Annotated in this window: 23 protein-coding genes; 19 read left to right on the top strand and 4 right to left on the bottom strand. The window is 33.6% G+C overall.

The genetic code is table 11. From position 1 onward, the window contains the following. The first annotated feature begins 121 nt into the window (after positions 1-121). Positions 122-571, top strand: a complete 450-nt coding sequence (locus tag BSF41_RS14880; protein ID WP_095930289.1) for a protease complex subunit PrcB family protein — start codon at positions 122-124, stop codon at positions 569-571. A 3-nt stretch (positions 572-574) separates the two neighbouring features. Here the strand turns inward: BSF41_RS14880 and BSF41_RS14875 are convergent, their stop codons facing one another. Next, positions 575-2077, bottom strand: a complete 1503-nt coding sequence (locus BSF41_RS14875; RefSeq protein ID WP_172426915.1) for a patatin-like phospholipase family protein — start codon at positions 2075-2077, stop codon at positions 575-577. Between the two features lie 289 nt (positions 2078-2366). Between BSF41_RS14875 and BSF41_RS14870 the strand changes: the two genes are divergently transcribed. Further along, on the top strand, positions 2367-3269 hold the full coding sequence (locus tag BSF41_RS14870; protein WP_095930287.1) for a PhzF family phenazine biosynthesis protein: 903 nt from the start codon (positions 2367-2369) through the stop codon (positions 3267-3269). A 16-nt stretch (positions 3270-3285) separates the two neighbouring features. Further along, complete coding sequence (locus BSF41_RS14865; protein ID WP_095930286.1) at positions 3286-4041, top strand: DUF2695 domain-containing protein; 756 nt, start codon at positions 3286-3288, stop codon at positions 4039-4041. Positions 4042-4100: 59 nt separating this feature from the next. Here the strand turns inward: BSF41_RS14865 and BSF41_RS14860 are convergent, their stop codons facing one another. Both BSF41_RS14860 and BSF41_RS14855 read right to left on the bottom strand, forming a co-directional pair. After that, a complete protein-coding gene (locus tag BSF41_RS14860; RefSeq protein ID WP_012022943.1) occupies positions 4101-4328 on the bottom strand; it encodes a CDGSH iron-sulfur domain-containing protein in 228 nt (75 codons plus the stop codon). A gap of 243 nt (positions 4329-4571) precedes the next feature. Continuing rightward, the gene (locus tag BSF41_RS14855; protein ID WP_095930285.1) at positions 4572-6074 is read right to left on the bottom strand and encodes a family 43 glycosylhydrolase; all 1503 of its coding nucleotides are present in this window, start codon (positions 6072-6074) and stop codon (positions 4572-4574) included. Positions 6075-6536: 462 nt separating this feature from the next. Between BSF41_RS14855 and metG the strand changes: the two genes are divergently transcribed. The 12 genes from metG to BSF41_RS14795 all read left to right on the top strand — a co-directional run bounded on the left by metG (position 6537) and on the right by BSF41_RS14795 (position 16842). Beyond that, positions 6537-8672: a methionine--tRNA ligase gene (gene metG / locus BSF41_RS14850; protein WP_095930284.1), complete on the top strand. Its 2136-nt coding sequence runs from the start codon at positions 6537-6539 to the stop codon at positions 8670-8672. A gap of 151 nt (positions 8673-8823) precedes the next feature. Next, on the top strand, positions 8824-9060 hold the full coding sequence (locus BSF41_RS14845) for a hypothetical protein (RefSeq protein WP_095930283.1): 237 nt from the start codon (positions 8824-8826) through the stop codon (positions 9058-9060). Continuing rightward, positions 9042-9341: a type II toxin-antitoxin system RelE/ParE family toxin gene (locus BSF41_RS14840; RefSeq protein WP_095930282.1), complete on the top strand. Its 300-nt coding sequence runs from the start codon at positions 9042-9044 to the stop codon at positions 9339-9341. Before BSF41_RS14845 ends, BSF41_RS14840 begins: the two co-directional genes overlap by 19 nt. A gap of 224 nt (positions 9342-9565) precedes the next feature. Further along, positions 9566-9862, top strand: a complete 297-nt coding sequence (locus BSF41_RS14835; RefSeq protein ID WP_371611375.1) for a hypothetical protein — start codon at positions 9566-9568, stop codon at positions 9860-9862. A 115-nt stretch (positions 9863-9977) separates the two neighbouring features. Next, positions 9978-10865 carry a DMT family transporter gene (locus BSF41_RS14830; RefSeq protein ID WP_095930281.1) on the top strand — a complete coding sequence of 296 codons (888 nt, stop codon included), beginning with the start codon at positions 9978-9980 and terminating at the stop codon, positions 10863-10865. Positions 10866-10984: 119 nt separating this feature from the next. Then, positions 10985-11692 carry an HAD family hydrolase gene (locus BSF41_RS14825; RefSeq protein WP_095930280.1) on the top strand — a complete coding sequence of 236 codons (708 nt, stop codon included), beginning with the start codon at positions 10985-10987 and terminating at the stop codon, positions 11690-11692. Next, positions 11692-12321, top strand: coding sequence for a chloramphenicol acetyltransferase (locus BSF41_RS14820; protein WP_095930279.1), 630 nt, complete (start codon positions 11692-11694; stop codon positions 12319-12321). Before BSF41_RS14825 ends, BSF41_RS14820 begins: the two co-directional genes overlap by 1 nt. A 33-nt stretch (positions 12322-12354) precedes the next feature. Further along, positions 12355-13749 carry a hypothetical protein gene (locus tag BSF41_RS14815; RefSeq protein ID WP_095930278.1) on the top strand — a complete coding sequence of 465 codons (1395 nt, stop codon included), beginning with the start codon at positions 12355-12357 and terminating at the stop codon, positions 13747-13749. 157 nt (positions 13750-13906) lie between these two features. Then, positions 13907-15043, top strand: coding sequence for an OmpA family protein (locus tag BSF41_RS14810; RefSeq protein ID WP_095930277.1), 1137 nt, complete (start codon positions 13907-13909; stop codon positions 15041-15043). 185 nt (positions 15044-15228) lie between these two features. After that, positions 15229-15747: a ferritin gene (locus tag BSF41_RS14805; protein WP_095930276.1), complete on the top strand. Its 519-nt coding sequence runs from the start codon at positions 15229-15231 to the stop codon at positions 15745-15747. A gap of 82 nt (positions 15748-15829) precedes the next feature. After that, the gene (locus BSF41_RS14800) at positions 15830-16015 is read left to right on the top strand and encodes a hypothetical protein (protein WP_029271150.1); all 186 of its coding nucleotides are present in this window, start codon (positions 15830-15832) and stop codon (positions 16013-16015) included. Positions 16016-16098: 83 nt separating this feature from the next. Beyond that, the gene (locus BSF41_RS14795; protein ID WP_095930322.1) at positions 16099-16842 is read left to right on the top strand and encodes a DUF2461 domain-containing protein; all 744 of its coding nucleotides are present in this window, start codon (positions 16099-16101) and stop codon (positions 16840-16842) included. Between the two features lie 19 nt (positions 16843-16861). On the opposite strand, the gene BSF41_RS14790 is transcribed toward BSF41_RS14795, so the two are convergent. Then, positions 16862-17194, bottom strand: coding sequence for a single-stranded DNA-binding protein (locus tag BSF41_RS14790; RefSeq protein WP_095930275.1), 333 nt, complete (start codon positions 17192-17194; stop codon positions 16862-16864). A 177-nt stretch (positions 17195-17371) separates the two neighbouring features. Here BSF41_RS14790 and BSF41_RS14785 point away from each other — a divergent pair, with 177 nt between their 5' ends. From BSF41_RS14785 to BSF41_RS14770, 4 genes are read left to right on the top strand one after another with little or no spacing between them, the layout of a single operon-like run. Further along, positions 17372-18901, top strand: coding sequence for a bifunctional GNAT family N-acetyltransferase/carbon-nitrogen hydrolase family protein (locus BSF41_RS14785; RefSeq protein ID WP_095930274.1), 1530 nt, complete (start codon positions 17372-17374; stop codon positions 18899-18901). 23 nt (positions 18902-18924) lie between these two features. Continuing rightward, a complete protein-coding gene (locus BSF41_RS14780) occupies positions 18925-19269 on the top strand; it encodes a hypothetical protein (RefSeq protein ID WP_095930273.1) in 345 nt (114 codons plus the stop codon). Between the two features lie 9 nt (positions 19270-19278). Then, positions 19279-19626 carry a hypothetical protein gene (locus BSF41_RS14775; RefSeq protein WP_095930272.1) on the top strand — a complete coding sequence of 116 codons (348 nt, stop codon included), beginning with the start codon at positions 19279-19281 and terminating at the stop codon, positions 19624-19626. A 15-nt stretch (positions 19627-19641) separates the two neighbouring features. Then, the gene (locus BSF41_RS14770) at positions 19642-22035 is read left to right on the top strand and encodes a M28 family peptidase (RefSeq protein WP_172426914.1); all 2394 of its coding nucleotides are present in this window, start codon (positions 19642-19644) and stop codon (positions 22033-22035) included. The last annotated feature ends 12 nt before the right edge of the window (positions 22036-22047 follow it).

Raw genomic sequence — 22047 nt, 5'->3', positions numbered from 1 at the left:
TTTATCTAATAAAAGATGCAGATAAAACTAAACACCTTTTACGCAACTATTTGAACATAAATGCATCTGTTTATATAGAGAAGGCTTTCTACAAAAAGTCTTTGCAACCAAAACCAAAACCATGAAAAGGATTATCCTAATATTTAGCATATTGCTAGCTTTAACGAGTTGCGAGAACGATGATTTGCCAAATTCTGATGTGCAATATTCGTTGATTGCTAAAGGAGATTCTTTTCCTAATGATGAAAGTCTTGCGCCAATACATTTGATTATTAAAGACCAAAAAGCTTGGGATAAATTAATTGCAGAAATGAATGTTTCTACCAATTTGTCTAAAGATTTTAAAGAAATTAATATTGATTTTAGCAAATATCAAGTTATTGCTGTTATAGATAAAACTCAAAACACAGAAGGACATTCGATCGATATTGTTGAAATTACCGAAAATCGAAATACGATAATTGTAAAAGTAGAAAGACTAAAAAGTGGCAATAGCACTTTAAAACTATCAAGACCGTACGACATTATCAAAACAGATAAGACAGACAAAAAGGTTATTTTTGAGCAATAATCTTTAATAAACTCCCTTATTCTCTACCAGCAAATCTTTCAATTCATTGGTTTTTAAATAAGCAGCAAAACGTCCAGATAGCAATAACATTTCTTTTTCTTCTGGAGTTGTTTTTAGTTTGGTTTCAACATGCGAAGCATATTCATAAAGCATTAAAAGTTTGCCTGCATCAAAATCTTTAAATTTTTCCTTATCCAAGCTAGAAAGAATAGGTTCGCCGTATTTATCTTTCTTAAAACTATCTAAACCAAATTTTGCAATCAATTCTGCTTTAAAACTATCATGAAGTTTCAGCCAATTTCCGGCGTCATCGTCGGTTTCTTTCAATTGTGCGACTAAATCTTCGTAAGCTTGATCTTTTTTTAAGGTTAGTAAATAATCACGCAAAGTCGTAAAACCAATAACTTGATAATTTGAAGTTGGAATTTTATATTTTTCCAGCACATTTTCGACATCTTTCTCAAAAGTCATGTATCTGGTTTGAACCGTATATAAGGAAGCGGTTTCCAACAAAGAAAGCAATCCGATTTTACCATCGTTTATAAAAGGCGCTTTCTTTCCTTGTCCTAAACAATCGATAAAAAGTGCTTTTTTGTTTTTGTCTTTTACTTTAGAATCATTGTGAAGCAGTTCTATCAAAGTTTCGTACCCCATATTATCCGAAGCGCCACCATCAATCACACATAAAATTTTATCTTGATTTTTGATTCCGAATTTCGTTTTAGGAAGAACTCCAGGAAAAGCCGAACTAGCCGTAATTGCATAAGTTAGTGGAAAATCGTACCCATTATTAATATAATTTTCGTCAAGCGAAAGTGAAGCTTTATTTGGAGCCAAAGACGAATTGATTTTTAAGGCACGAATAATATGCGGCATAAACGGAAAGCGTTCTCCATTGTTATAAGCCGTTCCGTTGGCCACCATAATAGGCAACTGCGGATTAAGTTTGCTGTCTTTCGGAATAAAGAAATCCGACAAAAGCATTTGAGTCTTAAACTTATTCTGATTTTCTGGATTGGCGCTATCGTATTGCAAAACTTCCAAATCGAGACGCTGCGCCATCGAGACTTTTTCTCCTTTTTCGTTTCTGCCATTATTTAAAAGAGAAAAAATAGTAGCCGATTTATTGACATCCGATTTAAAAGCATCGGCTTTTGAAAAATAAAATTCGTTGAAGGAACAATTATCATATTGCAATCTATTTTTCAGAATTGTCAAATAATATCCTGCTGAATAACATCCGCCAGAAACAGTCGAAAAATAATCGATTTCATTTAGAAAGTTACGACTCGAATTGTCTTCTTGAATTTCTTCCAATCCCAAAAGAATACCCATGCTAAAAAACTGCGCTCTAGATCCGCCGCCAGAAATAGCAACTCCCAAAGCAATATTAGGATTTTGGATTCGGTTGTCGCGATCTTGAACCGATTTGTATTCATTTAAATTGACTGCAGGAATAGAATTATAGTTAATCTCAGAAAAAAGATTAATCTTATTTTGAGCCATCCCATCATTTATTAGAAAAAGAAAAAAGAATCCTATCGAAAGCTTTTTAAACATCATAAAAACGACAACATTATTTTGAAGGTTTAAAATTAACTGAATTAATTCAAAATGAAATCCTTGCCTAGTATTTTTTTAACTTTTCTCCTTTTTTTTTTTGATCTCGAAAGCAAATTATTAATCAAAAAGTAATGCTAAAATAACCATGAAAAACGAAACGTGTCTATGAAATACAAGAATAAACCGTAATTTTATTCCATTAAGAATCGTTTTAGATTCAAAATAGGAAAATATGAGCGGAAGAAAAGCATTAGAATATTACGTTTTAGACGTATTCTCAAACGAAAGCTACAAAGGAAATCCACTTTCGGTTGTTTTTACAGATGGAAATTTAAAATTAGAAACTTATCAAGATATTTCTAGAGAATTTCGCTATTCTGAAACCTCATTTGTCTATTATTCTACAAGAGAAAAAGCACTTGTAGTTCGTTCATTTACGCCAACCGGAATTGAAATCGATGGCGCAGGGCACAATTTATTGGGCGCAGTCTGCGGAGCTCTTCTAAAAGGAATACCCATTTTTGAGGAGCAAAATGAAAGCGAACCGTTTGTAATTATGAACCATTCGGCAATTCCAGTATCAGTAAGTTTCGATTTGGATAATTATTCACCAGTTGTTCAAATGCATCAAAAATCGGCGGTTATAAAAAGCGAAATTCCAACTTATAGAATTGCGGTGGCACTGGGCTTAAAGATTGAAGATTTGGATGTAAATTCTTTTGTTCCAACAATAGTTAAAACAGAAGTTGCGCATACAATGGTTCCTATAAAAAACAGTCAGATATTGAACAGCTTTGTTCCAGACAACCAGCTTTTAATTCAGATCTCAAAAGAATATAATTTTGAAGGCTTTTATTGTTTCGCTCCAGCAGAAGAAGGTCAGGATCATATAGTCGAAACAAGATTTTTTAATCCGATAATCGGAATAAATGAAGACCCAGCAACAGGAACAGCCGCTGGCCCTTTAATTGGTTTTTTAACGCAAAAGAAATTTACTAAACCAGATAAAGAGTATAAAATTCTTCAAGGAGTTAAATTAAAGCAGCCCTCAATGATTGAAGTCATGAATCGTGACGAAGATATTCTGGTTGGCGGTTCTTCGATTATTACTATGAAAGGGGAACTTTATATATAAAATATCATCTATTTTTATGGATAAGAAGAATCGAAAAGAAATATTAGATCGGCTCAATAAAGAAAAATTAATCGAATTCAGACAAAACCTACCTATTGATGAAGTTTTATTTCCAAAATTATTTGATTTTTTAGATACTGAATTAGAAAAAAACGGATGTAACCATAGTCCATTTATAACGAAATCATTTTTACAAAAAAATAGCATTTCAAATATTATCGAAGTAACGGAATGGCTAGCCAAAAATGGAGGTTATTGTGATTGCGAAATTCTAGCGAATGTTGAAGATTTGTTTGAGTATCTTAATCCTCCTAAAATTAAAACTATTCCAGAACAAAATACTCATAAAAGAAAAATTAGTAGCTTAAAAACAGATTTTAATTTCTGTATTGAAAAAATTCCTTCACCATGGAATTTAATTGAAATAACATCAACCGACAACAAGGAGTATCTTTTTCAAATTGGAAAAAGTAATAATTGCACGGTTAACCTACAAAGTGATTTTTCTTCATTACAACATGATGATGCGATTTGGATAAAACTCTGGGTAAATGAAACCAAATTAAATTACAATCTTGCGAACTTATGTACAGAGCGCTTCGAAATAGGTAATTATTCCGCAATTATAGTAAAAACTAAAGACTGGGTTCCTGTTAAAATTTGGTGTACAAAAAAAGATGACCCACAATGGTTTCTAAAAATGAATACTGAATTAAATAGATATAAAGGTGACCTTAAGGAATTTGAAAAACTATTAAATAGTATTGTTTAAATAAAAAAGCTGCATTCAGAAAATGCAGCTTTTTTTTATATTCAAAACCAAATAAAGATTTAGTTCGTTTTCATTGGCGGTAAATCAAACGCAACAGAATCGTGTTCGAAATTGTTTCTGTGTCCTCCATCGCAGAATGGTTTGTTTGCAGATAATCCGCAACGACAAAGACCTAATGCAGATCTTCCTTGTAAACCGTAAAGTGCTCCTTCTGGATCCATAATTTCAAAATCACCTTCGATTTTGATTGATCCGTTTTTATTGATGATTAATTTAGTCTTGCTCATAAGTTTGTTTTTTTCGAGTACAAAGATTGCGAAATATATTCTCATTTATAAGCGGGAAACGTAGTTTAAACTGGTTCTATTTTATTTGGAATTCCGCAGAGAAACACGAAGATTTCACACAGAGATTCGCAAAGATTTTAACTTATTTTGAGGAACTAATCTCGCAAAGACGCAGAGTCACAAAAGTTTTTTATTCTTTTGTCAGACTGAACGAAGTCGAAGTCCCGCAAAGATGAGCTTAACTTACTCTAAAGTTTTATAAACAAAATTCTTAAATTTCACACTTCCCTTTCCAATAGAACAAAGACCGATTCTTAATCCCAAAAATCCGCTTAAGACATTATGATTGTATCCTGAAACTTCTACTGAATTTTCGATTTTCTTCCAGTCTTTTCCGTCTAAACTGTAAAACATATCTACTGTGTTTTTGATATTCTTTAAACGAAGAAAGACTTTTCTATTATGTGTATTTTTTTCTGTTGGAAACTGCCATCCTCTCAAGTTTGCCAAAATGTTGTTTTGATCGGCTAGTATTCCGGAGTAATATTTATTATCGTAAAAAAGCGTTAATCCGCCTGTTGCGTTGCCTTCAATTTCCATTTCAACTTCAGCTGTATACGAATGTCCGCCTGGAACAACTACTAGAGGCGAACTGTTTCCTACTCCGTCGCCTTTTCCTTCAATAGTCAACGTGTTATTGGCAACTTTAAATCTTGAAGCTTCTACTCCACTATAAAATTTCCATTGCGGTTTAAGAGCCGAGCCTCCAAAATTGTCACTCAGAGAAAATTCAGGAAGCGTTTTTCCTTCTGGTTTTGCAATTGGTTTATCGGTCTCGATATTATCTGGAATTTTATACCAGCCGTCTTTTGTCCATTCAACCGGCTGCAATAAAGTCTGACGCCCTAAATTGTAATAATCCTTTTCGTAACCATGAAAAATCATCCACCATTTTCCGTTTGCATCTTCAAAAACGGTGCTATGTCCTTTTGACCACCAAGTTTCAGAACTGCTATTGGTTCTCACAATCGGATTATGAGGCGAGTTTTCCCAGGGACCTAATGGCGATTTTGATCTTGCCGAAATGACCATATGACTTGTGGCGGGTCCAGCTGTTCCACCTTCGGCAACCGTTAAATAATAATATTCTCCACGCTTGAATAATTTTGGCCCTTCCATACAAAAACATTCAATACTCCATTCACGCGGAATTTTCCATCCGTCGTAAACATGTTTTAATTCGCTTGTTACCGAAAGGCCATCTTTGGATAAAGCCACATAACCTCCGTTACTAAAATATAAATATCTATTCCCTTTATCATCTGTTACGTGTCCAGGATCAATATTTCCGATTTTTAAATCGACAGGTTCACTCCAAGGTCCGTTAATAGAATCGGCTGAAACTACGAAGTTGGTATTATTCGCAGGAAAATAGATATAATATTTATTGTTGTACTTGATTAAATCGGGTGCCCAAACTGCGCCAACATATTTGTGAAGCGCATTGGTTACCGGTTCCCAATTCATTAAATCGGTAGAATGCCAGATTAGAAGTCCAGGATAATAGTCAAAACAAGAATGCACAACATAATAATCTTTCCCGTCGCGCAATAAACTCGGATCGGGATAATCACCCGCAAAAATCGGATTAGAATATTGGTTTTGTTTTAGACTTTTTTCTGGTTGTGATTGAGAATAACCGCAATACGAAAACAGCACTAAAAAGGTTAGATATATTTTATTCATGTTTTGATATTTTTTTCAAATATAGTCAAAAAGACTATAAGATGTAATTAGCCACAGATTTAGAGGATTAAAAAGATTTTCTCTCAGCATTTTGCCAGACTGAGCGAAGTCGAAGTCCTTGCAAAGTACTTTATTTATTGGAGTGAAATAATCTCGCAAAGTCGCAGAGGCGCAAAGTTTTTCATGGTTTTCTTGTCATTTCGACGTAAGGAGAAATCTTCGCAAGTAACTCCGTTCCTAAAAGCGTCAATTTTTGTCGAGCTACTCGCGAAGATTTCTCGTTCCTCGAAATGACAAACAATACTAACAATTTTGGCTTAAAAAAACTTTGCATCTCCGCGACTTTGCGAGAACTAAATTCAAAAAATCTCTGCGATTCTCTGCGCTTTTTCTTTGCGAATCTCTGTCTAATATTAAAATCTCAAATCTATTGCTTATTTTTGCACTCAATAAAATTGAATTATGATACAAGATCCAAAGAGATATACGATCACGGCGGCATTGCCTTACACCAACGGACCTATTCATATTGGTCACTTGGCGGGAGTTTATGTGCCTGCAGATATATATTCGAGATATTTAAGATTGCAAGGAAAAGATGTAGCATTTATTTGCGGAAGCGATGAACATGGAGTTGCAATCTCTATGAAAGCCAAAAAAGAAGGAATTACACCACAGCAAGTTATTGATAAATATGACGGGATTATCCGCAAATCGTTTGAAGATTTCGGGATTTCATTCAACAACTATTCAAGAACTTCGGCAAAAATTCATCATGATACGGCTTCGGAATTCTTTAGAACATTGTATGATAAAGGCGATTTTATTGAAGAAGTTACAGAACAATTATACGATGCAAAAGCAAATCAGTTTTTAGCAGATCGTTTTGTTGTGGGAACTTGTCCAAAATGTGGTAATGATGGAGCTTACGGAGATCAGTGTGAAAATTGCGGATCTACTTTAAATGCTACGGATTTAATTAATCCAAAATCGACTATTACTGGAGAAACTCCTATTCTTAAAGAAACTAAACACTGGTTTTTACCTTTAGACAGATATTCTGATTTTCTAACAGAATGGATTTTAGTTGGACATAAAAATGACTGGAAAACGAATGTTTACGGACAAGTAAAATCTTGGATCGATGCAGGATTAGAACCTCGCGCCGTAACACGTGATTTAGATTGGGGAATTGATGTTCCTGTTGAAGGTGCCGAAGGCAAAAAATTATATGTTTGGTTTGATGCGCCAATTGGATACATTTCTTCTACAAAAGAATGGGCGGCGCGCGAAGGAAAAGACTGGGAACCGTATTGGAAAGATGAAGAAACGAAATTGGTTCACTTTATCGGAAAAGACAATATTGTTTTCCATTGTATCATTTTCCCAGCGATGTTAAAAGCTGAAGGAAGTTATATTTTACCAGACAATGTTCCTGCAAATGAGTTCTTGAATTTGGAAGGAAACAAACTTTCGACTTCTAAAAACTGGGCCGTTTGGTTGCACGAATATTTAGAAGAGTTTCCAGACAAGCAAGATGTTTTGCGTTACGCTTTAACATCAAACGCTCCTGAAACAAAAGATAACGACTTTACTTGGAAAGATTTCCAAGCTAGAAATAACAATGAATTAGTTGCCGTTTTCGGAAACTTCGTGAATCGTGTTGTAGTTTTAACCAACAAATATTACGATGGTGTTATTCCAACTCCAAACGAATTCTCAGAAGTTGATGAACAAACTTTAAACGAATTAAAAGCGTATCCAGCTGTAATTGCAAGTTCGGTGGAACGTTACAGATTCCGTGAAGCTTTAGGCGAATTGATGAATGTGGCGCGTTTAGGAAATAAATATCTAGCAGACGAAGAGCCTTGGAAAGTAATGAAAGACAATCCAGAGCGTGTAAAAACTCAAATGTATGTAGCATTGCAAATTGCTGCAGCGTTGAGCGTCTTAGCTGAACCGTTTTTACCTTTTACTGCTGCGAAACTTTCTAAAATCTTGAATTTGGCTGACCTTAAAGAGCATTTTGCAGGTTTCAGTAAATTCTTGAAAGAGAAAAATCGTGATGCAAAAGATATATTTATTGAGAAAACTTTAGGTTGGAATGACATTTCTGAAAATTCAGATTTAATTCCAGCAGGACATAAAATTGGCGAGGCAGAATTGCTTTTTGCTAAAATTGAAGACGAAGAAATACAAAAACAAGTAGATAAATTGGAAGCGACAAAAACCGCAAATATTGCTGAAAACAAACAAGCAGAACCACAAAAAGATTTAATTCAGTTTGATGATTTTGCGAAAATGGATATTCGTATCGGAACTATTTTGGAGGCTGAAAAAATGCCAAAAGCAAACAAACTTCTGGTTCTTAAAGTGGATACCGGAATCGATATTCGTACGATTGTTTCAGGAATTGCGGAGAGTTTTTCGCCAGAAGAAATCATCGGAAAACGTGTTTCTGTATTAGCAAACTTAGCGCCAAGAGCTTTACGCGGAGTTGAAAGTCAAGGAATGATCTTGATGACAACAAATGCAGAAGGAAAACTGGTTTTTGTAAATCCAGATGCTGATGCGCCGAACGGAGCTACGGTAAACTAAAAAAGTTTATTTAAGATAATAAAAAGAAAGTTATCCGCCTAAAATATTTGGCAGGTAACTTTCTTTGTTTAGCGTACTTTCTTAAATAATCTATAATCAACTAATACAATCTGAGAATAAATCTTTAATTTTGAGATTATAAAGAGATATTATGGACTTGACGGCACAAATAAAAAAGAATTTAATCTCAAGAATCAAAGATTCTAAAGATTTGAATTTTCTAAATGCACTTCAAACTATTTTTGATTCATCTGAACAAGAACTTTATGAATTGTCAAATGATCAAAAAATGGCAATTGAAAAAAGTCGCATTGAAATTGAAAATGGTAATTTTCATAAAAATGAAGAAGTAATTTCAGAAATGAGAGAATGGCTAAAAAGGAAATAGTTTGGTCTTCTTTGGCTAAACTTCAACTTGAAAATGTTCTTGAATATTATTTCATTAGAAATGAAAGTCCAACTTACAGCTTAAAACTGCTAGATGAAGTTGAAGACTTACTAGAGACACTTTCAAATTCAGAATTGATTGGAAGGCTTACTTCCAATAAAATCACTCGTGTTATTTCTATGAAAGTTTATCTAGTATTCTACGAAATAAATGGAAATCAAATTGAAATAGTTTCATTTTGGGATAATCGTCAGGACATTGAAAACAGAAAAGTAAAATAAGTTCTTTCTGCAAAGAATCGAAACATAAAAACATAAGAAATTTCTCATGTTTTTTCTTTTATGCAAGTTTATTATTTGTAAGTTTGTGCCGACAAAAAACCTTACAAATAATATTGAAACTTTATTAAAAGTTAAAATAAGCGAACTCTCGCCATGATGACCCTATGGAAACTCGGGAAAATCTATCTGTAAGGATATTTTGTCACATCTAAAGCGAGAGTTTCGTGCGTTTAATATTTTCGTATATAACAAAAGAAAATCAAAAACCGACACATCAAGATGTAATGCCATCGATGGCAAAATTCCTTTCAGACTTATGGTTTGAAGGAGATTTTAGAGAACAGCCCAATTATCTGTCTGAAATTTTCAAGCGAATTCTTGAAACAGAATTGGGAGATGACAAAGAGCTAAGATCAAAAATGATGGAATGCATCAAAACCAGTGAAATGCTTGCCGAAACACTCGAACCATTTTCGGATAAACAAATTCAGAAAGCTTGCAGTAAATTTTTAGCTGCTTAAAACAACAAAAAAGCGTGAATCCATTACTAATTTTAATCGATTCGCGCTTTTTCCTTTCAAAATAGTCGCTTTCTAAGTTATCTTTGAAAAATAATACACGATTAAAATTCATTCAATGAAACTCACCAAACCAAGATTAGCCCTAATCTGCGGTATACTCTGCATATCTATTTTCCCGATATTGGTAAAATTACGTTTAACACCAGGATTAATTTCGGCTTTTTACCGAATGTTTTTTGCTGTGGTTCTGTTACTGCCTTATGTACTTTTTAGCGGAAACTTTAAACTTCCAAAACTAAAATTTGTACTTTTAGCAATACTTTGCGGTGTTTTATTTTCGTCTGATGTTGCCGTTTGGAATATCGCTATTCAGGAATCAAGCGCGACTCAGGCTTCACTTTTAACCAATTTATCTCCAGTTTGGGTTGGGGTTGGTTCTTTCTTTTTTCTGAAAGCAAAACCTGCAACAAATTTCTGGATCGGAACATTGGTCGCTTTATTCGGAATGGTCACTTTGGTCGGTTTTGAATTTTTTATCGATTTAAACTTCGATAAAGCATTTCTATTTGCCGTTTTATCTGGCATTCTATATTCCATTTACCTTTTGGTAAGCAAAAATGTCCTTTCAGAGGTCGATGTTCTTTCGTTTATGACGATTAGTTTAATGGCTTCAAGTATTTATTTGGGAATTTTATGTTATTCATTAAACGAACCTTTCACAGGATTCACAGATATGGGCTGGTTTGTTTTGGTTTTGCAAGCCGTAATTTGTCAATTGTGTGCTTGGCTTTCGATTAGTTATGCCACACAACACATGCGCGCGACAAGAGTTTCGTTAAGTTTATTGAGTCAAGCTGTAATTACCTCAATTTTAGCTTGGTTGTTTTTGGAAGAACAAATAACTTTACAGATGGTTTTGGGCGGAATCATTCTGCTTTTCGGAATCCGAATTACGTTTTACGATAAAACGATTTCTTTGAAAGGGCTTTTTTCTAAAAATTGATAGTATAGTTTCACGCAGATTTGGCAGATTGAGCAGATTTTAAAAATCATTTTAATCTCAATAATCTGTGGCGAAAAACCTGAAACCTGAAACAAACAGAACTTGAAACAAAAAACATTATGTTACATAAAACTAAAATACCAAACTTAAAAGTAATCGCTTTTGATGCCGATGATACTTTGTTTGTAAACGAACCTTATTTCGAGGAAACCGAACATAAATTTTGCGCTTTGATGGAAGATTACCTTTCACATCAAGGCATTTCGCAGGAATTATTCAAAATAGAAATTGCCAATCTGCCTTTGTATGGGTATGGAATCAAAGGATACATTCTTTCAATGATTGAAGCTGCGATGAATATTTCTAACAATACCATTCCGATTGAAGTCATTGAAAAAATCATTCAATATGGAAAAGAATTATTGGAAAAACCAATCGAATTGTTAGACGGAATTGAAGAAACTCTTGAAGCTTTAAAAGGAAAATACAAATTGGTCGTTGCTACAAAAGGCGATCTAAAAGATCAGCACAGCAAATTGCATCGTTCTGGTTTGGGGCATTATTTTCATCATATCGAAGTAATGTCAGACAAACAAGAAATCGATTATCAGAAACTTTTAGGCCGTTTAGATATTGAGCCACACGAATTTTTGATGATTGGAAATTCATTAAAATCAGATGTTCTTCCTGTTTTAGGAATTGGCGGTTATGCTGTTCATATTCCATTTCATACTACTTGGGAACACGAAAAAATTAATCATACTATAGAACACGAGCATTTTAGTTCATTTGAAACTATTGCAGAAGTGGTTCCGAATTTATTATAATGAAAACACTTTTAGACCTAGAAAATTGGAATAGAAAAGAGCATTTTGCCCATTTCAAACAAATGGAAGAACCCTTTTTTGGAGTCACCGTAGAAATTGACTGCACCAAAGCGTATCAAATAGCAAAAAGTATAAACGCTTCTTTTTTCATTTTCTATTTGCATAAAACTTTGGCTGCAGTAAACGCCATTGATAATTTTAAATATCGAATTTCAGAAGACAAAATATACATTAACAATCAAATTGATGCATCGGCAACAATTGGTCGTGAAGATGGCACGTTCGGATTTTCTTTAATTGAATATCATCCTGATTTTAAAACATTCGAACAAATTGCATTAACCGAAATCGAGCGAATTCAAAACACAAACGGACTTTTTACCAGATCTTTTGATGATGATAATCTGATTCATTTTTCGGCAATTCCGTGGTTGAATTTTAGTTCGATAACTCATGCACGCAGTTTTACGTATCCAGACAGCTGTCCAAAAATTTCGTTTGGTAAAATGATGGTTTCCGAAACTGGAAAAAGAACTATGTCGATGGCCGTTTATGTTCATCATGGTTTAATGGACGGAATGCACGTTGGTCAGTTTGTAGATCTTTTTCAAGAGCTTATGAATCAGTAAAATAATCGGAATGATTTTTGCGCCCAAAAACATATGAAACGAATTTTTCTTTTTTTGTTTTTTATCTCTAGTTCTGTTTCGTTAAGTCAAACAGTACTAACTTCTTATGCAATAGATTTAAAAAACCAAATTGGCCAATCTGAAATTATGATTGGTGAAAATACCATTACTCATGATGTTTTTCTTTTTGCTGCCAGTGCAGATAGCCTTTCGATATTAAAGTACAATAGTGCTTTATTTCTTAGAGATAAATTTGTTACAAATCGTCAGTATACTCAAAACAGATCTTTAATGGGTTACAGTTTTAGCGAAGATGGAAATCCTACTTTATATTGGTTTTCGAAAGAAGACAAATCAATTATTTTAATTAAATATTATCTGGAAAACAAAACCTCTAGAGCATTAAAATTTCAGATTCCGCTTGAAGAGAATTCGCTAATAACAAATTATCAGAGAGACAACAACTTCTATTTGTTGATGAAAGATCGAACAAAAGAGGCTTTGATTGCTTTTATTTTTAAAAACGGAATGGCCGAACAAAAGTTTTTAGATTTTAGCGCTTTCAAATTTATAGATCAGAAAAACCAGCCTAAAACATTTCATCAAATTTTGTTTGAAAATCCAATAGAACTGATGGGATCTGGCGAATACAATCCGTTGTATAAGGTTACTGCCAAAAGTAAAATTTATACCCTTCCTAATCGCTTGATTCTAACTTTAGATCAAAACTTTAGAAAAACGCAATTGTTTGATATTAATTTAGAAAACCTAGAAATAAAAGAAAAGACATTTTTAAAACCGGTTGGAGATAAAAACCCAAAAACGTCTAATTCTTATTATCACGAGAATAAATTATATCAAATTAATCTTAATGCCGATGAGCTTTTGCTTGACATCAAAGATTATGAATCTGGTGAATCGATAAAGTCTTTTGCGGTTTCAAAAAAAGACACCATTCGTTTTAGTAATTCCCCATTACTAATGCAAATTGAAGATCGTGAGCCCAGAAAGTTAAAGAATACAACGAAATTTTTAAAAGCTTTATCTTCCCTTGACGCCGGAGTTTCGGTTTATAAAAGCGAGAAAAATCTGTTTATCACACTAGGAGGAAGCGGAAGAGATTTCAATGCGGTATCTATTAATGGTTTTAATTTTAGCGATCCTTTTGGAGATTTTCCTTCAAACAATTATTACAATGTTGAGACCAATTATTCTGTTTTTTTTGAAAGTATATGGACCAAAAAACTAGAACCAACACAAGAAACACACGAGCCTTTTGCTACCGATAAAATCTTCTACTTTTTAGATTCTCATCGAGAAGCAGTTCTTCCTAATTCTGTTAAACTAAGTAATTACACCATTTTAACTTATTATGACATTGTTGCGAAACAGCTTGTTCTTCGCAAATTTACTGACGGATTTAATTAAACCAATTCGTTGATAAAACCTATTTGCTCTTATTTTCCTTATTTTTTATCGCTTGGATTTTTGCCAATTACCCTATTTTAATACTTTTTTGTCTTTAAGAGAAAGTTTTTACTTACAATTTATTGTTGTTTTGGACAATATTTAAAATTAAGAAACAATGAAAAAAATTGTAATGACTCTTGCATTTGCCCTGGCTTTAACAGGAGTACATGCGCAAACAGAAAACAATAGCGGCTATAATAAGTGGTCTGTAGAACTAGCTGGCGGACTAACTAAGCCTCAAAGATCATTTTCAGCAGGTTACTCAACAAGTACTCCAAGTCCTTGGGTTGGCGAAGTAGGGGTTCGTTATATGTTCAACAACAAATTTGGTTTAAAGGCCGATTTTGGATACAACAGTTTTACTTCAAAAAGCAACTCTATCGATTTTGATTCAAAAAACTACAGAGTAGATTTACAAGCTGTTGCTAACTTAGGCCGTATCATGAATTTTGAAACATGGACAAACACTGTCGGTTTATTAGGTCATGCTGGTTTTGGTTATGGTCAATTAAGAAGTGATAACTTTAAAGGAGCAGATGAAGTGGGTAACTTTATTGCCGGTGTAACTGGACAAATAAAATTATCAAACAGAGTTGCTTTAACTGGTGATTTCTCTACAATTTTGAATGCATCACAAGATCATACCTTTGACGGAGCTTATGTAGGTCAAAACAGAGGTTTCTCAGGTTTGATTTTTAACGGAACAGTTGGTTTAAATGTGTACTTAGGAAAAAATACAAAACATGCAGACTGGACTGTAACTTCAAGCGAAGGTAACAATGTGGATATTTCTGCATTGGAAAACAAAGTAGCAGATCTTGAAGCACAAATCAAAAAAATACCTGCACAAAAAGAAGTAGTTGTTGAAAAACAAATAAACACTCCTCAGGCAACTGATAACGAATTAATCAGAAGAATGATTAATGACAAATATTACAGTGTTTATTTTGATTTCAATAAAACAACTCCAATCGAGAACTCAACAGCTGCGATTGACGTTGTGTTAAATTACTTAAGAAAAAACCCTTCTGCATCTCTAGACCTTGTTGGTTATGCTGACCAAGTTGGAAAAGCTGAGTATAATGAAAAATTATCTTATACTAGAGCTACTAACGTAAAAACAATTTTCGAAAAAGCTGGAATTGCTTCTTCTCGTTTAAATGTTGTTGCAAATGGTGCAGATACATCAATTCAAAAAGATTCTGACGAAGCTAGAAGATTAGCTAGACGAGTTACTTTTATTGTAAAATAATTTCTTTTTAATACTTGATTCGAAAGTCCTTAAGATTTTTTCTTAGGGGCTTTTTTTATGCTACACAACTAAAGCCTAACTTCTTACTATTATTCTAGTGAAATTAATCCAAGAGTCTAATGTTTTCAAGCTTTAGAAAAATGAAATGAATAATTTTGCTTAATTTTACAAAAAAGACACTTATTATGTTAGCAAAAAATATTGAATCAGCTTTAAACAAGCAAATCCGCATAGAAGCAGAATCTTCGCAAACTTATCTTTCTATGGCTTGTTGGGCTGAAGTACAAGGATTAGAGGGAATCGCTCAATTTATGTACACACAGTCAGATGAAGAGCGCGCACATATGCTTAAACTAGTTAAGTATGTAAACGAACGCGGAGGACACGCTCAGGTAACAGATCTTAAAGCGCCAAAAACAACTTATACTACTTTCAAAGAGATGTTTGAGGAGCTTTACAATCACGAACTTTTTGTTTCGCAATCTATCAACGAATTAGTGCACATTACTTTTGAAGAAAGAGATTATGCTACGCACAATTTCTTGCAATGGTACGTTTCTGAACAAATTGAAGAGGAAGCTACAGCTAAATCGATCTTAGATAAAATCAACTTAATTGGTGATGATAAAGGTGGACTTTATTTGTTTGATCGTGATATTCAGCAATTAACAGTTACGAGTTCAATCGCTATCAATCCTAAATAAAAAAGTTAAAGTTTATTTAGAACATTTAAAAATAACTTTTTTGATTTATATTTGTCTCTGTTTTTAAAATTCAGAGGAAAAAGTGAGCAAGAAAGAAAAAGACAAGGACAAAAAAAAGGATAAAAAGAAAAAGAAAAACAAAGATATCCTTGATAAAATTAAGAAGATTGAAAACTGTAAATCTTCTTGTTGCGAGAAATATAAAAAGAGCGAAAAGAAACGCTGCTCACGCTGTCCTATGTTTGACTTATTCAAAAAAACTGCTTAATGCAATATAGAAAAACCCATCAGATTTCTCTGGTGGGTTTTTTAGTTTTAAATTGCAGTCACTTTCGATTTTTAAATTCAATTATGGAAAACACTGTTACAATTCCCAAATCTAGTCTTGACTTTTTAGTTGAACTGAAAAAGAACAACAATAAACCTTGGTTTGAAGAGCATAAACCACAATATTTAATAGAGCTCAATCATATTGAAAATTTTGCAGGCGCTTTACTGAAGGAACTTTCCAAAACTGATGTTTTAGAAAATGCTTCGGGCAAGAAAAGCGTTTACAGAATTTATCGAGACATTCGTTTTTCTAAAGATAAAACCCCTTTTAAGCATTATTGGGGAGGAAGTTACACAAGAGCAACTGCAGCAAGACGTGGCGGTTATTATTTTCATCTGGAAAAAGGAAACAGCTTTTTTGCTGGTGGTTTCTGGGGACCAAATGCCGCAGATTTAAAACGAATAAGAAACGAATTTGCTCAAGATCCAGAAACCTTTCAAGAAATATTGAATTCAGATTCTTTCAAAAGCAATTTTGGCACTTTGCAAGGAGAACAGCTCAAAACAAAGCCAAAAGGTTTTGATGTTGATCATCCTGCCATTGATTTGCTTCGTTTCAAACAATTTTTGGTCATTAAGCGTTTTACAGATGAAGAAGTCTTGAGTCCGCAGTTTTTAGAACTGGCATTGGATGCTTTCAAAAACATGAGACCTTTTTTTGATTATATGAGCGAAGTTCTTACAACTGATGCTAATGGCGTTTCGAACTTTAATTCATTTATAAAAACAACAAACCCGACAGGTTTTGGATCCTGTCGGGTTTAACTATCTCGAAAAAAAAACGCTATTTACTCAACAGTAAAATTTCATTTATTACAACCTCGGTTATATAACGTTTCTCTCCGTTTTTATCATCATAGCTTCTGTGTGTCAGTTTTCCTTCAACAGCGATTTCTTTACCTTTTACAACATACTTTTCTATAAGTTCTGCGGTTTTCCCCCAAGCAGTTATTCGATGCCACTCTGTTTGTTCTACTTTCTCGCCTTTATCATTTCTATAAATCTCATTTGTTGCGATCGTAAGGTGTGCTAGTTTTCTACCGCTTTCTAATGTTTTAATTTCTGGATCATTCCCTACATTCCCGATTAATTGTACTTTGTTTCTAATTGCACTCATGGCGTATACTATTTTAATGTTACTATTAAATTGAATCGTTTATCAAATTCAACATGGCAAAGATGCGAAAGCTCAGACGAGACAGTCGGTTATTAACTATTTACTATCGACTGTAACTATTTGTAAGCGTTTGTAAATGGAAATTGTTTTTTGTATATTTGAGATAAATCTTACGATATGCAGGCAAAAATTAAAAAAGTAGAGTTACGAAATCTTGAAATAGAAGACTATAAACAATTAAAGAAATCGATGATCGAATCGTATCCAGAAATGGCCGATTCTTATTGGAGATCTGAGGATATAGAAAGACTTCTTTCTATTTTTCCAGAAGGACAGCTGGTAATTTTGGTTGATGGAAAAGTTGTTGGCTCTGCCCTATCTCTTATTGTTGACGAAAAATTAGTAGAAAAAAGACATAATTATCAGCAGATTAGTGGCGATTATACCTTTTCGACCCACAATCCGAATGCTGAAATTTTATACGGAATAGATGTTTTTATTCATCCAAATTATAGAGGCTTGCGTTTAGGACGTCGTTTGTACGATGCAAGAAAAGAACTTTGCGAACAATTGAACCTTAAGGCGATTGTTTTTGCAGGAAGAATTCCGAACTATAGAGAACATGCCAAAAAGATGTCTCCAAAAGCTTATATCGAAAAGGTGCGTACCAAAGAATTGTACGATCCGGTTCTTTCTTTTCAGTTAAGTAACGATTTTCACGTTTTGAGAGTCATCAAAAATTATTTGGAAGGAGATGAAGAATCGAAAGAATTTGCGGTTCTATTGGAATGGAATAATATTTACTATGATGATAGTCCGAAGCTGATTAATTTGAAGAAAAATATTATTCGCTTAGGATTAATTCAGTGGCAGATGCGTCCACTTAATAATGTTGAAGCGCTTTTTGAACAAGCCGAATTTTTTATTGACGCCGTTTCGGGTTATGGTTCTGATTTTGCTTTATTCCCAGAGTTGTTTATTGCGCCTTTAATGGCCGATTACAATCATTTGTCTGAAGCAGAAGCCATTCGTGAACTGGCTCGTCACTCTGATCCTATTAGAAAAAAGTTTCAGGAATTTGCCATTTCATACAATATCAACATTATTACTGGAAGTATGCCTTATCTAGAAGGCGGAAATCTCTATAATGTTGGTTTCTTATGCAAAAGAGATGGGACATCAGAAATGTATACCAAAATTCATATCACGCCAAACGAAGTTATCCATTGGGGAATGAAAGGCGGATCTCAGTTTAAAACCTTTGATACTGATTGTGGTAAAATCGGAATTTTAATCTGTTATGATGTTGAGTTTCCCGAACTTTCTAGGCTTTTAGCCGATGAGGGAATGAATATTTTGTTTGTACCATTTTTAACAGATACTCAAAACGGGTACACTCGCGTAAAACATTGTTCGCAGGCACGCGCTATCGAGAATGAGTGTTATGTAGCCATAGCAGGTTGCGTTGGAAATCTTCCGAAAGTAAATAATATGGATATTCAATATGCGCAGTCTTCTGTATTTACGCCATCCGATTTTGCTTTTCCAAGTAACGGAATCAAAGCAGAAGCTACTCCAAACACAGAAATGACCCTAATTGTAGATGTTGACTTAAATTTACTGAAAGAACTTCATGAACATGGAAGTGTGAAAATATTAAAAGACAGAAGATCCGATCTCTATGAAATTAAAAAATTTAATTCATAAAGAACTTTTCAAATTAATAATCAATGAGTGTCATTCGAAAAAATCCGCTATTTGAGATTTATATTAAAAATGATCATCTAGTAATTAACAATACTGATTTCAGAAAGGATAATGTCATATTTGAAATTGACAGCATTGTAAGCTTAGAATTAATAAGACATTTATCTTTCATTAATAAAATCATTGAAATAACATTTGGACTAAATGTCCCTAAAAAATCTTGCGAACTTAGAATTAATTTGGAAAATGGTTTTAAGGATATTGTTCTAACCGACTGTGATATTAAAAAAGTGGAGCTTTTAATCTACGAAATTAATCAAGTTATTATTAAAAGAGAAAGTGAAAAACCTAGTTTATCAACAAAATAAAAATGTTAAATGAAAACATGCCTCGAATGTTCCATTAAAATTGTTGGCAGAGAAGACAAGAAATTCTGTTCTGATAGTTGTCGAAATGCCTACAATAACAAAATAAATAAAGATAGTACGAATTTCATGCGAAATATAAACAACAAGTTACGCAAAAATTACCGTATTTTGGCAGAGTTAAATGTAGACGGAAAATCGAAAGCTTCGAGAGATAAATTACTAACAAAAGGTTTTGATTTTGAGTTCTTTACAAACATTTTACAGACCAAGACAGGAAATACATATTATTTCTTGTACGATCAAGGCTATCGTTCCTTGGACAATGATTATTTTATGCTTGTTAAAAAAGAAATATAGTTAGTATTTATTACCATGAGAAAAAACCCCACCTCAATTCTAGCCATAGTCTGCGTTTTAGCCTTACTTGGCATTATATACGCCACGATGATGCCGCAAGGAATCTCTAAAGATGACGAAGCTCTTGCAGAATTTTCGACCGAAAGAGCCTTAAATCAGGTAGAGATTATTGCACAGAAACCGCACTATGTAGGGTCAACCAATCACGAACTTGTTGCCAACTATTTAAAGCTAGAATTAAACCGAATTGGTTTAGAAACGAGTGTCCAGGAAGGTTTTACTCTAAACGATAAAGGTCTTTTGGTAAAGTCAAAAAATATTTTGGCTCGAATTAAAGGAACTAACAATACAAAAGCACTTTTACTTCTTTCTCATTATGATAGTGCACCACACTCGTTTTCTAAAGGCGCAAGCGACGATGCTTCTGGAGTCGCTACCATTTTAGAAGGTGTTCGCGCCTTTTTGTACTCCAAACATCCTCAAAAAAACGATATTATCATATTATTCTCTGATGCAGAAGAATTGGGATTAAACGGCGCTGCTTTATTCGTAAATAAACATCCTTGGGCAAAAGACGTTGGTTTGGTTTTAAACTTTGAAGCAAGAGGAACTTCTGGACCAAGCTACATGCTGATGGAAACCAATAAAGGAAATCAAGCTCTGATTAAGGAATTTACCAAAGCAAAACCTTCACATCCCGTTTCAAATTCGTTGATGTATAGTATTTACAAAATGCTTCCTAACGATACCGATTTAACTGTTTTTAGAGAACAAGGAAATATTCAAGGTTTTAATTTTGCATTTATAGATGGGCATTTTAACTATCATACGCAACAGGATGATGTTCAGCATCTAAACAAAAATACATTGGCACATCAAGGCACTTACATTATGCCTTTGATAAAATACTTCTCTAATATTGATTTAAACCAAACCGAGTCTACAGAAGACGATGTTTATTTCAATGCTCCTTTTACTTTCATCAGTTATCCGTTTACTTGGGTAATGCCAATGACACTTATTGCTTTTGGCTTATTGGTTATTTTCATTTTCGTTGGAAAAGTAAAACGAATCATTACTTTCACAGAAATTTTTAAAGGTTTTGTTCCACTTCTTGGATCACTTATAATTGCAGGATTGGTAACGTTTTTAGGATGGAAACTTGTTCTTGAAATCTACCCGCAGTATTCTGATCTTCTAAACGGATTTACTTATAACGGTCATGCTTACATTGGTGCTTTTGTTACGTTAAGTATTGCAATCTGTTTTGCTTTTTACCATCATTTTTCTGAGGCAAAAACTACGATGAACCATTTTGTGGCGCCCTTACTAGTTTGGATCATCATCAATGCCTTTTTAGCAAATAGCTTAACAGGTGCAGGTTTCTTAATTATTCCGGTTTATTTCGGAATCTTATTATTCGGAATCTTTGTCTTTACACAACATTACAGTTTAGGAATGAATTTAATATTTTCTATTCCTGCCCTAGCAATTGTTGCACCTTTCATTGTAATGTTCCCTGTTGGTTTAGGTCTTAAAATATTGTATGGAAGTGCTGTTCTAACCGTTCTTTTGTTCGGATTATTACTTCCGATATTTGGTGCATTTGCAAAAAAAGGAGCTTGGATCGTTGTTTTCTTCCTGTCTTCTATTGCATTTTTCATTTACGCGGGATACAATTCTGGTTACGAATATGGTAAAGCAAAATCGAATAGTTTATTATATGTTTACAATGCAGACAACAATTCGGCTGTTTGGACAACATACGATACTAATTTGGACGAATGGACTAAATCTTATTTAGGCGAAAACAATCAAAAAGCAGTTGGATTAAATACGCTTCCACTGGCAAGCAAATACAATACGACGTTTACCTATAGCGCTATTGCTCCAGTTGTTGAAGTTCCGAAACCAACAATTCAGTTTTTAAGAGATAGTGTAATTGGAAATAATAGATATCTAAAAATCAAAATTACTCCAAACAGAAAAGTAAATCGTTACGATATTTATGCTAATCCGAAAATGACGTTCTTTAACTTTAAAGCAAACGGAGTGGCAACTTCTGGCGAAAAAGGAAATCGTCTGCAAAGAGAAGACAGCAAAATTTTATGTTATTATGTTGTAGGGAATGAACCTCTTGAAATGGAATTCTACATCAATAAATCGTCTATTTTTGATATGGATTTAATCGAAAGTTCATTCGATTTAATGAGCAATCCGCTATTGAATGTTAAACCAAGAAATGATTGGATGATGCCAACACCATTTGTTTTAAATGATGCCATTTTAATACAGCAGAAAATCAAAAGATATGTGCCGCCAGTAAAACCTATTGAGCCTGTTGTGCCAGTAGATAGTTTGGCGGTAAGTAAAGATACTTTGAAACCGGCAGTTGTTAAACCAGAATAAGAAAATCACTCT

This window comes from Flavobacterium sp. ACN2 (genome assembly GCF_002303885.1).
GTDB lineage: Bacteria > Bacteroidota > Bacteroidia > Flavobacteriales > Flavobacteriaceae > Flavobacterium.
The sequence above is the reverse complement of the archived record's forward strand: the minus strand, read 5'-3'. Positions and strand labels throughout refer to the sequence as shown.

Bases quoted from the DNA above. Each gene is read 5' to 3' on its own strand.
- BSF41_RS14880 (WP_095930289.1), top strand. From the start codon at position 122: ATGAAAAGGATTATCCTAATATTTAGCATATTGCTAGCTTTAACGAGT.
- BSF41_RS14875 (WP_172426915.1), bottom strand. From the start codon at position 2,077: ATGGCTCAAAATAAGATTAATCTTTTTTCTGAGATTAACTATAATTCT.
- BSF41_RS14870 (WP_095930287.1), top strand. From the start codon at position 2,367: ATGAGCGGAAGAAAAGCATTAGAATATTACGTTTTAGACGTATTCTCA.
- BSF41_RS14865 (WP_095930286.1), top strand. From the start codon at position 3,286: ATGGATAAGAAGAATCGAAAAGAAATATTAGATCGGCTCAATAAAGAA.
- BSF41_RS14860 (WP_012022943.1), bottom strand. From the start codon at position 4,328: ATGAGCAAGACTAAATTAATCATCAATAAAAACGGATCAATCAAAATC.
- BSF41_RS14855 (WP_095930285.1), bottom strand. From the start codon at position 6,074: ATGAATAAAATATATCTAACCTTTTTAGTGCTGTTTTCGTATTGCGGT.
- metG (WP_095930284.1), top strand. From the start codon at position 6,537: ATGATACAAGATCCAAAGAGATATACGATCACGGCGGCATTGCCTTAC.
- BSF41_RS14845 (WP_095930283.1), top strand. From the start codon at position 8,824: ATGGACTTGACGGCACAAATAAAAAAGAATTTAATCTCAAGAATCAAA.
- BSF41_RS14840 (WP_095930282.1), top strand. From the start codon at position 9,042: ATGGCTAAAAAGGAAATAGTTTGGTCTTCTTTGGCTAAACTTCAACTT.
- BSF41_RS14830 (WP_095930281.1), top strand. From the start codon at position 9,978: ATGAAACTCACCAAACCAAGATTAGCCCTAATCTGCGGTATACTCTGC.
- BSF41_RS14825 (WP_095930280.1), top strand. From the start codon at position 10,985: ATGTTACATAAAACTAAAATACCAAACTTAAAAGTAATCGCTTTTGAT.
- BSF41_RS14820 (WP_095930279.1), top strand. From the start codon at position 11,692: ATGAAAACACTTTTAGACCTAGAAAATTGGAATAGAAAAGAGCATTTT.
- BSF41_RS14815 (WP_095930278.1), top strand. From the start codon at position 12,355: ATGAAACGAATTTTTCTTTTTTTGTTTTTTATCTCTAGTTCTGTTTCG.
- BSF41_RS14810 (WP_095930277.1), top strand. From the start codon at position 13,907: ATGAAAAAAATTGTAATGACTCTTGCATTTGCCCTGGCTTTAACAGGA.
- BSF41_RS14805 (WP_095930276.1), top strand. From the start codon at position 15,229: ATGTTAGCAAAAAATATTGAATCAGCTTTAAACAAGCAAATCCGCATA.
- BSF41_RS14795 (WP_095930322.1), top strand. From the start codon at position 16,099: ATGGAAAACACTGTTACAATTCCCAAATCTAGTCTTGACTTTTTAGTT.
- BSF41_RS14790 (WP_095930275.1), bottom strand. From the start codon at position 17,194: ATGAGTGCAATTAGAAACAAAGTACAATTAATCGGGAATGTAGGGAAT.
- BSF41_RS14785 (WP_095930274.1), top strand. From the start codon at position 17,372: ATGCAGGCAAAAATTAAAAAAGTAGAGTTACGAAATCTTGAAATAGAA.
- BSF41_RS14780 (WP_095930273.1), top strand. From the start codon at position 18,925: ATGAGTGTCATTCGAAAAAATCCGCTATTTGAGATTTATATTAAAAAT.
- BSF41_RS14775 (WP_095930272.1), top strand. From the start codon at position 19,279: ATGAAAACATGCCTCGAATGTTCCATTAAAATTGTTGGCAGAGAAGAC.
- BSF41_RS14770 (WP_172426914.1), top strand. From the start codon at position 19,642: ATGAGAAAAAACCCCACCTCAATTCTAGCCATAGTCTGCGTTTTAGCC.